Origin of the sequence: Stenotrophomonas sp. SrG (genome assembly GCF_050031795.1) — a bacterium.
GTDB lineage: Bacteria > Pseudomonadota > Gammaproteobacteria > Xanthomonadales > Xanthomonadaceae > Stenotrophomonas > Stenotrophomonas rhizophila_A.
On sequence record NZ_JBNBBE010001628.1, the window covers coordinates 1 to 232 of the forward strand.

Annotated in this window: 1 pseudogene; it reads right to left on the bottom strand. The window is 69.4% G+C overall.

Annotated features, from left to right (window positions below):
* Nucleotides 1-42: 42 nt before the first annotated feature.
* Nucleotides 43-232: pseudogene (locus tag ACQG3P_RS24880) on the bottom strand (UDP-glucose 6-dehydrogenase); the annotation flags it as partial.

Below are 232 nucleotides of genomic sequence, written 5' to 3' on the forward strand. Positions count from 1 at the left end.
TCCCCACACCGCGAAGGTGCGGCAGCGCACGCCCTCATCCTAGACACGGTCGTAGTGGCGCTGGAGCAGCTTGAACAGGTGCCCCTTCTGCGCATAGTTGACCGCTTCCACCGCAGTGAGCAGCTTGGGCTCTTGCCCGTACTGCTGCGCGGTGCGGGCCGGCGCCTGCACGTCCTGGGGGACACACGAGCCGCCGTAACCGGCGCCCGGGTCGAGGAAGTGCCAGCCGCGG